Origin of the sequence: Bradyrhizobium sp. Leaf396, from assembly GCF_001424605.1 — a bacterium.
GTDB lineage: Bacteria > Pseudomonadota > Alphaproteobacteria > Rhizobiales > Xanthobacteraceae > Bradyrhizobium > Bradyrhizobium japonicum_C.
The window spans coordinates 101,391-110,926 of record NZ_LMQJ01000011.1; the positions used below are offsets into that span (position 1 = coordinate 101,391).

At 65.2% G+C, this 9,536-nt stretch carries 10 protein-coding genes; 5 read left to right on the forward strand and 5 right to left on the reverse strand.

Annotation, left to right across the window (positions count from 1 at the left end; all coding sequences use genetic code 11):
- Window positions 1–20 precede the first annotated feature (20 nt).
- The gene (locus ASG57_RS38675; RefSeq protein WP_200948555.1) at window positions 21–1,085 is read right to left on the reverse strand and encodes a hypothetical protein; all 1,065 of its coding nucleotides are present in this window, start codon (window positions 1,083–1,085) and stop codon (window positions 21–23) included.
- 137 nt (window positions 1,086–1,222) lie between these two features.
- Window positions 1,223–4,330 (reverse strand): DEAD/DEAH box helicase, encoded by a 3,108-nt coding sequence (locus tag ASG57_RS12965; RefSeq protein ID WP_057196480.1) that lies wholly within the window; start codon window positions 4,328–4,330, stop codon window positions 1,223–1,225.
- 545 nt (window positions 4,331–4,875) lie between these two features.
- Between ASG57_RS12965 and ASG57_RS12970 the strand changes: the two genes are divergently transcribed.
- On the forward strand, window positions 4,876–5,115 hold the full coding sequence (locus ASG57_RS12970; RefSeq protein ID WP_024342753.1) for a hypothetical protein: 240 nt from the start codon (window positions 4,876–4,878) through the stop codon (window positions 5,113–5,115).
- A gap of 198 nt (window positions 5,116–5,313) precedes the next feature.
- Window positions 5,314–5,559, forward strand: coding sequence for a hypothetical protein (locus tag ASG57_RS12975; RefSeq protein WP_422868054.1), 246 nt, complete (start codon window positions 5,314–5,316; stop codon window positions 5,557–5,559).
- 1 nt (window position 5,560) lies between these two features.
- Here ASG57_RS12975 and ASG57_RS12980 read toward each other — a convergent pair whose 3' ends face one another.
- Window positions 5,561–5,953, reverse strand: coding sequence for an NUDIX hydrolase (locus ASG57_RS12980; RefSeq protein ID WP_024342751.1), 393 nt, complete (start codon window positions 5,951–5,953; stop codon window positions 5,561–5,563).
- Window positions 5,954–6,091: 138 nt separating this feature from the next.
- A complete protein-coding gene (locus ASG57_RS12985; RefSeq protein WP_028146101.1) occupies window positions 6,092–7,177 on the reverse strand; it encodes an AI-2E family transporter in 1,086 nt (361 codons plus the stop codon).
- Window positions 7,178–7,426: 249 nt separating this feature from the next.
- Between ASG57_RS12985 and ASG57_RS12990 the strand changes: the two genes are divergently transcribed.
- Window positions 7,427–7,654 carry a hypothetical protein gene (locus ASG57_RS12990; RefSeq protein ID WP_024342749.1) on the forward strand — a complete coding sequence of 76 codons (228 nt, stop codon included), beginning with the start codon at window positions 7,427–7,429 and terminating at the stop codon, window positions 7,652–7,654.
- Between the two features lie 101 nt (window positions 7,655–7,755).
- Window positions 7,756–8,058 carry a hypothetical protein gene (locus ASG57_RS12995; protein WP_024342748.1) on the forward strand — a complete coding sequence of 101 codons (303 nt, stop codon included), beginning with the start codon at window positions 7,756–7,758 and terminating at the stop codon, window positions 8,056–8,058.
- 126 nt (window positions 8,059–8,184) lie between these two features.
- Here the strand turns inward: ASG57_RS12995 and ASG57_RS13000 are convergent, their stop codons facing one another.
- On the reverse strand, window positions 8,185–8,403 hold the full coding sequence (locus ASG57_RS13000) for a hypothetical protein (protein WP_057196481.1): 219 nt from the start codon (window positions 8,401–8,403) through the stop codon (window positions 8,185–8,187).
- Between the two features lie 512 nt (window positions 8,404–8,915).
- Here ASG57_RS13000 and ASG57_RS13005 point away from each other — a divergent pair.
- Window positions 8,916–9,503 (forward strand): formyltransferase family protein, encoded by a 588-nt coding sequence (locus ASG57_RS13005; RefSeq protein WP_024342745.1) that lies wholly within the window; start codon window positions 8,916–8,918, stop codon window positions 9,501–9,503.
- The last annotated feature ends 33 nt before the right edge of the window (window positions 9,504–9,536 follow it).

Consider the following 9,536-nt stretch of genomic DNA (forward strand, 5'->3'; position numbering starts at 1 on the left):
GGGTACTCCAATGGGAAAGCTTATCGCGATGCGCCGGCCTCGCGCCGGCGGAAGCCCGCATAGCCGCCGTCGGCGTCGTAGAGGACGTCGAAGCCGTTCAGCAGATGGAAGCTGGTGTTGACGAAGGTCCGGTCGGGCGACACCCGCAGGTGAATGCGATCCGGCGCCAGCGCCGAGCCGCCATCGACGGCGAAGCGGTAGAGCTCGGTGGACTTCTCCGCCGTTCCCACCCGGATGGACACGCTGGTGCCGGTGTCGAGCGACGCGGTCGCGCCGCCCGCCTGCTCGGCCGGAACGGTCATGAACATGACGGACACGCCGGTGTCGACCAGCATGCTGCCGCAGGCCGGCGGGGTCCGGCCGTTCAACGAAATGCAGGCAGGCGTCGCCGACCAGTCCGGCCGGTCCGGCTGCCGCGACAGCTTCGTGAACGAGAACGGCCCTCGTGTATTCGCGCCGGTGAGGCCGACATGAACGCCGTGCGCCGTCAGCACGTAGCCGCGGCGCCGTTCGCCGTGACCGCCGGTCACGCGCAACAGCGGGTTCTTCTCCGGCGTGCTCTGGCTCTGCAGGTCGCCCTCGCGTCCATAACCGATGCCGACCATGGCGATGCCGTGCGGCGCATCCGACGGCGTGCAGTCGCGGGCGTGCTGCAGGCAATCGACACGCGTCACCGCGAGCACCGGCATCGGCTCGGTCTGCACCGCCGCACCATCGATGCCGACCAGGGCGACCGGCGTGACGACCCATTGTCCGAGCATGACGCGGCCGGAACTCGAATAGGTGAGCTTGCCTTCGCCAAGCGAAGCGAGCCGGTCGAAATTGGGAATGAAGCTCGCGGCAACGACGATGCCCGTCGAACCGGAATCCAGCACCGCCCGGATCGGCCGCTCACCGAAGGACAGTCCGATCCGCGGCACCTCGCGCAAGTCGCCCTCGTCGGCATTGAGGTAACGCAGGAACAGGCCTTCGCGGTATCGCGCGTAGTCCGGCGGGCTCTCCTGCGCAGCTGCCGTTGAGGCGAGAGACGCCAGCAGCAGGGACACCAGGCACAAGCTCGCCCGCTTTGAGATGTACGATTGCATCGTTCGCTTCCGTTGATCGAACGGCAAGCTACGCAGCAGGCGTTACCAAGTCGCTTCGAGATCCGCGCAATGTGAGATGTTCCGGGTTCTTCCGGATATTCCGGCTCCTCTGCCCCTCGCTCCGATGGAACCGCGCCCTACCCTTCGTCGAGCAATTCGAACAGCTCCTCCACCCGCTCGAACGGCGCGTCGCCCATCGGGCTGTGATGGATCACGCGGTCGCCGTCGCGCTGAAGCGACTTGCCGCGCGACTTGCGCAGGCGCCCCGGCAGGAACGTCGCGGCCGCCGCCTCAGGACCGACGTCGAGGCGGATGATGCCCCTGCGCTTGCACGCGATCCTGAGCTTGGCCGCGGCGAAGAAGTCGCGGGCGACCTTCGGCAGAGGTCCGAAGCGGCGGGCGGTTTCCTCCTCGAGATCTTCAAGGTCGTCCTCATCGTTGCACCGAGCGGCGCGCGCATAGAGTTCGAGCCGCACCGGCTCGGACTGCACGTAACTCTCGGGCAGCATGTCTCCGACCGGCAGGTTGAGATCGGGCACCCACAGCGCGGCTTGCGCCTCGCCGGCCTTCTCCGAGGCCATCCTGAGGAGATGGCTGTAGAGCACGGGCCCGAACACCTGGACGTGGCCTGATTGCTGCTCGGAGAACAGATCGCCGGCACCTCTGAGGTCGAGGTCGCGTTCGCTGATGGCAAAGCCAGCGCCCGGCCGGCTGAACTCTTCGAGCACGGCGAGCCGCTTCTCGGATTGTCCGGACTCTGTCTCGGTCAAGAGATGAGCGAAGGCGCGGATGCCGCTGCGGCCGACGCGTCCGCGCAGCTGATGCAGCTGGGCAAGCCCGAACTTCTCCGGCCAGCACACCACGATGGTGTTGGCACGGGGAATATCGAGGCCGCTCTCGACGATGTTGGTCGCGAGCAGGACATCTGCTCCGCCCTCGACGAAGCTCATCATGCGGTCGTCGATCTCGTCCGCCGGCAGCTTGCCATGCAGACAGACGATACGCAGATCCGGCGCCACCGCCTGCACCCGCGCCAGCATCGGCTCGAGATCCTGGATGCGCGGACAGATCAGGAAGCTCTGGCCGTGGCGCCGCTGCTCGCGCAGCAGCGCGGAGGCGATGGCGGCATCCGACAGCGGCGCGATCCGGGTTGCCACCGGAAGCCTGTGCACCGGTGGCGAGGCGATCACGCTGAGGTCGCGGAAGCCGGCAAGGCCCGCGGCCAGCGTGCGCGGGATCGGCGTGGCGCTCATCATCAGCACATGGACGTTCTTGGCGAGGCCTGCGAGCTTTGCCTTCTCGGCCGCGCCGAAATGCTGTTCCTCGTCGATGATGACGAGGCCGAGATCGTCGAACCTCACGTCCTTGCCGGTGAGCGCCTGCGTGCCGATCACGACCTTGATCCGGCCGCTGCGAAGTCCCTCCCGGGTCTCGCGCAATTCCGCGCCGGATGTCGCCCGCGACAGGTTGCCCACCTCGATCCCGAACGGCGCGAAGCGCTTCTGGAACGTTGCGACGTGCTGGCGTGCGAGCACCGTGGTCGGCACCGCGATGGCCACCTGCTTGCCCGACAGCACCGCGGCGGCCGCAGCGCGCAGCGCGACCTCCGTCTTGCCAAACCCGACGTCGCCGCAGACCACCCGGTCCATGGGATGACCGGATGCAAGATCGTCAAGCACATCGTCGATCGCCTTGGCCTGATCGCTCGTGGTGAAATAAGGAAAACGCGCGACGAACTTCTCATAGGCCGATCCCGGCGGCACCAGCTTTTCGCCGCGCCGCCGGCGGCGCTGGCTGATGTGCTTGGCCAGCACCTTGCCGGCAGCCTGGATCTCGCGCTCGGCCTCGCCGCGGCGTGCCCACCATGTGCTGCCGTCCGCCTTGTCGAGCGAAAGCTTGCCGAGCTCCGCCGCATAGGGCCACATCAAGGCGAGATCGGCCGGCGGCACCAGAACTGCGTTGTCGCCGGCGAACTTCAGGCGGATCATCTCGCGCATCGCGCCGCCGCCGGTGTTGACCGTCTGCAGGCCGTCGAGCACGGCAAGGCCGCGCTGGAGGTGGACGACCACGGTGCCCTGCTCGGGTACGTCGGCATGATCGAAGGCCGCGCTCCAGGCGCGCGCCATGGGTTGCGGATGATGGGCGCGGCTGCCGAGCACGTCGGACGCCGTCACCACGACCAGAGGCTTCTTCCCAGGCGCGACGAAGCCGGCATCGAGATCGGCCAGCAGCGCAGCCGCCCCGCCCCGCCCGCACGCCGCCTCCTCCCAATCATCGCAGCGCTCCGCCTTGACGCCGCCCATCCGCTCCATCACGCGCAGATCGTCCTCGTGCGCGGCGGCCAGGATCAATCGCGATCCGGCCCGGCGTCTCTCCTCGACGAAGCCACGCAGCGCCTTCCTCGACGATGTCAGCTTGGAGAACTCCGGGACGGCCTGAAACGACACCATCCGCGGCAGCACCTTCATGCCCTTGGAGAGCTGCTTCCAGTCGCGCCGTCCGAGATATTCGCGCTCGCGCTCCGCGCGGGGCGCGGCCTCCTCGATCGTATCCAGCCATCTGTCTGCATGCGAGGGGACGCCTGCATCGCCGATCCATTTGGCGCCACCGCAATAGTCGAACAGGCTGGCGCGTTTGCTGCCTTTGCCGGCGAGGCCGAGCCGCTCCGACATGGGATCGACGAGCAGCTCCTTGGTCTCGAAGATGATCCTGTGCTCCTTCGGGTCGAATGCCACGATCCGCTCGATCGCACGATCCGAATGCTCGATCCGGAACGGCCCCAGCGCGCCGGCGGGAAATATCTCGAAGGTCTGGCCGTGGAACAGCGCCCCACCCGGATAGTCCGGCTCATCGTCCAGATCGTATCCGAGGGATTGCAGGCGCGCCTCGAGGTCCTCCTCCGAGAACGCACCGCCCACCTTCAAGCTGAGGCTCAGGCGCACCAGGCTCGCCGGCGGCGGCAGGCGCTCCATCACGGCTTCGGCCGTCGAAACAAGAAACAGCGGCTTCTTGGATTTCGCGAGGCGCCTCAGCACGGAGGCTCTGCGCCCTGCCAGCTCATGGGACGGCTCCAGCTGATCGAACGGCAACGTGTTCAATCGCGGAAACACCAGCACCTCGCACGACGGGTCGAGCGCGTGAATGACGCTGCCGAGCCGCTCCGCCCGGTTCTCGCTCTCGGCGAGAAACACGATGCCACTGCGTCCGGACTGCTTCCATTGTGCAAGCAGATGGAGAGCCATCATGCCGAGCGGCGACGAAGACGAGATCGTGGCGCGCTGCGATCCTTTGGTCTTCTTCGGCGCCTTCTTGGCCACCCGCGCCTTCTTGGAAAGCCTCACTTGAACCCGTCTCTAATCCTAACCCGTCGCCAACAGAATGCGAGCCGCCCTCTCTGTCGAATCGGCAACTCGCCGCCATGCATATGGGATTTGCCCTGCGAACGCACCCCTCGTTGGCAACGTTCAAGGCGGCGCCGCGATCCCTTACAAGCTGGCCGTTGTTCAGCCTCGAAGACGGAACCGACGCGGGCAATCTCTGCATCTCGCGATGCATGCGGCGCGGCGATGGGCGACGCCTTGCATATGGCCATGAAAAAACCCCAGCGCTTGGAGCCACGCTGGGGCGTTTCGTTCGAAATGAACTGGTCAAGCAATGTCATCTCGATAGCAGCGATCTCGCTGCGCGCTTGTGAACTGGCTCACACACCTCCTGCCGGAACAGGGTACCTCATCCCCATTTGAGCGCGCATACGCCGCGCGCTAGGATGGCCGCTTTGATGGAGGAAAATTTGAAGTCGTTCATTTTCATCAGCATCATCGCGCTGCTCGCGATGGCCCCTGCCCACGCCCAGACGCTGGTCGATCCCAACAAGGTTGCCCCCGAATACCGCGAGGCAGCGGAGAAGCGCCGGGCCGAGCAATTGCGCCAGCGTGAATGCGCGCTCAAGGCAGATCTCGAGAAGGTGCTGCCGAGGGATCGCACCGCTTTTCTCAACCGTTGCCTGGAGACGATGGCGGCCAAGCAATAGCGGTCGGGTGTTCCAACGGGCTCTTCCGCAAACAGGCGCGCCCGCCGAGGACGCTCGGCCGCGTGCGCTCTGCAAACTCCAGCAACGAACGCATTCAAGCTTTCTTCAGATATTTGGGATCAGCTGACGATCCATTTAAAAAGTCATTGTCGTCCGCGCATGAGTTCGGTCCAGATTCAGTGCACGCGGTGCAAGAACGTGTTTCGCGACCGCGCCGGGCGGTTGCAGGACGGCTATTCCAGGCAATGTCCGAGCTGCGAGGTGGTGCTGTTCTTCGCCGAAGACTCCCAGCACCCTTTCATCAAGCGCGCGATGCGCTCCGCGCGCCAGGTCCGCAAGGAGATGCGCGAGCTCGAGGCCGCAAGGCTCGCTGCACCCGAACGGCAAGCGCCGCAATCGAGGAGATTCGCCGGGCGGACGCGATCGGCGGAGCGGGAGGACTAGCTCAGCTTCGCCGCTGCTTCCTCGGAAACAGCCGGTCGCGGATGTAGCGCGATGTCGGCGTCAGGCGGATGCCACGGGGCTTCTGCCAGGCGGCGCGGTCGAGCTCCTTCTTGTCGCCGATCAACAGCCTGCCCTTGGCGGCCTTGGCAATGAAGATCGCGTCGCTCATCTTGCGACCAGAGACCTTGTTCCTCGCCTTCACTTCCTTCCAGAGGCTGATCCTGCCGAGCTTCAGCTTGGGCAGTTCCTCCTTGATCTCCCGCCGCAGGCAGTCCTTGTCCGACTCGCGCGCACGCTTGCGGCCGCCCGGAAACATCCAAAGGCCGTCCGACCGCCGTCTGACCAACAATACCTTGCCGCGCTTGGCGGCAACCAGCTTGGAAGACTTCGCCATTGCTGCCGTCATCGAAAGAGAATCGGCTCAATCGTAACTTGTCTAGTCGAATAGACAAGTTCGCGGCACGCTTCGATCGCAGACGGCGAGCCATCGGTCCAGCCCGGCAAGATCGGCAGACAAGCCGTCGAGGCGCGATCAGCGCTCCCCCGCCTCCGCCCGGTCCTCCGTCCTGATCCAGGCCATCATCATCTCCCAGGCCACCGACAGGATGATCGGTCCGATGAACAGTCCGACGATGCCGTGGGCCAACGTGCCGCCGATCACGCCGACGAAGATCACGATGGTCGGGGTGGTCAGGCCGCGTCCCATGACAAGCGGCTTCAACATGGTGTCGATGAAGCCGACAAGGACGAGAAACACGGTAAGGAGCAGCGCCGTAGTGACGTCCTTGGCGGTCCATATCCAGATGATGACCGGCAGCAGGACGAGAAAGGCCCCGATCTGTACGATCGAGAGCAGCAGCACGATGAACGCTAGAAGCCCTGCGCTAGGCACCTCGGCGAGCTTGAAGCCGATGCCGGCGAGCAGCGCCTGCACGATCGCGACGCCGATCACGCCCTGCGCCACGGCGCGGATGGTCGCGCCCGCCAGCCCCAGGAAATGCTCGGTCTGCTCGGGCACGATACGAAACAGAAAGCCGCGGCCGGCCGCGACCAGCCTCGGCCCATGCGGAAAGAGAAAGCCGGCTACGAACACGGAGACGAGAAACTGGAGCGTTCCGACGCCGGCATCGCCTGCGAGCGAGAGCAGCGGGCCAGCCAGCGGCTGAAGATACGGCGCCACCTCGCGCACCACCGCCCGAACGTTGTTGTAGGCTTGGTCCCAGAGTTCGTAGAGCCAGGGGCCGACGAGCGGCCACGACTTGAGCTGTTCCGGCGCCGACTGAAGCGCGAGGTCGCCGGTGCCGAGCTGGTGCGCCAGCTCTCGCACGCCGTCCACCGCGCTGATGCCGAGCCAGGTCGCTGGACCGATGACGATGCCGAGCGTAATCAGGGTCAGGATCGCTGCCGCGGTCTTGGGCCGGCCGCCGAGGATCTTGGCAACCCAGCTGAACGCCGGATAGAACGCGACCGCGAGCACGCCGCTCCAGGCCAGGATCGGCACGAACGGGCGGATAATCAGGAAAGTCCAGATGATCAGCAAGGCAAGCAGGCCGAGCCGGATCACGAGCTGGATGACGTCCTCTCCCGTCAGGAGCTGACGGAGACTTTTCACGGGCACAGCTTTCCTTGCGGCATGAACGCGACTTCCGGCGCAGCCTGGCCGTTATTGCCAGCAACGCAACCGCCGTCAAGATGACTGGAACTGACGTCCAGGACCAGGACCATGTCGGGCCACTCCGCATTCCGAAATGCCCGGTCTTCCACTCGCCTTGGCTAACGCCCGTTAACCGGATTCCCCCGCGCCGGTTTACGCCGCTGCAAACGCTGCTGCCTACGGTGCATCGAGATCAGAAACGCAGTCGGTGCAATGGCCAACAGCATCTGGAAGATCGAAGAGTTCACCTGCGCGGGTTGCGGCATGAACTACACCGCGACAAGAGAGGAGCACAGCGAAGCTCACACCGGCAGTTTCAAATGCGGCATCTGTAACAGCGTTGTGCACGCTTGGTCCGGCAAGCATCATTTCTTTGGCTGGCAAGCAGTGAAAACGAGGCCGCCTGTGTTCGGGAGGCGTTGGGCGGACGTGGAGTGGTAACTGCCCGCGGCGTCGCGGGATCGGCCGAATTGCACGGGCGCTATTTGGATTCCGTTCACCGATCGCCGCTAGATCAGGATAGATCCTCCGCGACGAACCGCATGGCCGACCTCAACGCCGTCCTGACCAGGCTCAATGACCGTCTGCTCCGCCTCGAGGGCGAGCTGTTCGTGCTGCGCTCGCTGGCGCGCGCGACGTTGACGGCGGGCGACGACCATGCGGCGCGCATGCGCAAGCTGGTCGAGGCCGCAAAAGTGGCGCTCGACGACGAGGCCAAGCGTCCTCTCGACAAGCCGACACGCAAATACGTTGATGCGGCAACTGCACTGGTGGACGAGCTGCTGGTCGAGCCGACGCCGGCGCGGCCGCTTTTCACAGTCATTGACGGCGGCCGGCGCGACTGAGCGATAGAGGCAGCGGCATGGACTTCGCAATTAAGACCGGATCGGCCTGAACCGTTCATGAACGCGACTTGGACTCCGACGAAGCGTGGGCCTCAAATTCCGCGCACGAGGCGGCTCGCGACCGTGCTAGACCGCCGTAGAATTTTCTGCTTTCAGACGCCTGAGCCCCGCCTCGATAATCGCGATCTCCTCGTCGATCTGACCGATCGGCAGGCTGAAGTCATAACCAGACCTGCTCTTGAGATCGACCGCGAGTCGCTGCCTGTGCATCATCAGCTCATCGAGGCCGCGGCGGTTCTTCAGACGCACATACGCGTCGACGATCTGCTCGATTGCGCTCGGCATCAAATCTGTCCCGGCGAAAAGGCCCGACGGCGCGCCCGCCCCGCCGGCCATTTCGATGTCGCGGTACGCAATACAAATCCGCGACGGATTCGTCGATACACCGAGCTGGTTGAGATCGCGTTACCATTGGATGACTTCGTGATGCGCGGCATGAAAAGGCCGCTGGCGATCACGCGAGCGGCCAAGCCGGGTTCGAAAACGGATGCGGGTCGAGATGTCGCCAGCCCTGGTCGGCGCACGTTATCAGCCGATCGGAGACCGCTCTGTCAAAAACCAACACAGGAACCGCTCAGCGGCCGCTTGCCCGCGGGCCGTGGCGGCGCGGCAACGCCAGACGGTGATGCGAAGACACGCGACAAGGCGCGATGGAGCGCCGGCGGCTCCTCGTCCGATGTGCGCAGCCGGCGACCCGGCGCATTGTTGATAACCTGCGCAAACGCTCCACGGGTGGTGACAGGGCGTGCGGACGTGTTATCGGGGGATGACGCAGTTGCGAGACGGATCGGATACCCATGCGAATTACCCTCGTCGGCTCCCGCCATTTCGGCGTGACCACCCTGAACATGCTCCGGGAGCACGGCGTCTCGGTCATCCGGGTCGTGGTTGCCGATGCCGAGGATCGCCTCGCCGCGACCGCCAAAGCTGCCGGGATCGACGTCGTGGTGCAGGCCAATCCGAAGCTGGTGGTGGCCTCCGAGATTGCCCCGGACACCGATCTGATCGTCACCGCACATAGCCACGCCCGGATCGGCAAGGACGCGCTGGCCGCGGCCAAGCTCGGCGGGATCGGCTATCACCCCTCGCTGCTGCCACGCCATCGCGGCAAGGCCGCCGTTGAATGGACCATCAAGGAGGGCGATCCGATCGCCGGCGGCACGATATACCATCTCGCCGACCGCATGGACGCCGGCGCGATCGCCGCCCAGGACTGGTGCTTCGTCAAAAAGGGCGAGACCGCACGCGAACTCTGGGAGCGCGCGCTGGCGCCGCTCGGGCTCAAGCTGCTGGCCGATGTGATCGACTACGCCAAGGTCCACAAGGCGCTGCCAGCCAAAGTCCAGGACGAGCAGTTCGCGACATCCGCACCGAGCCTCTCCTAGGCTCCTTGATGTTTACCTTTAACGTGAAGGGGC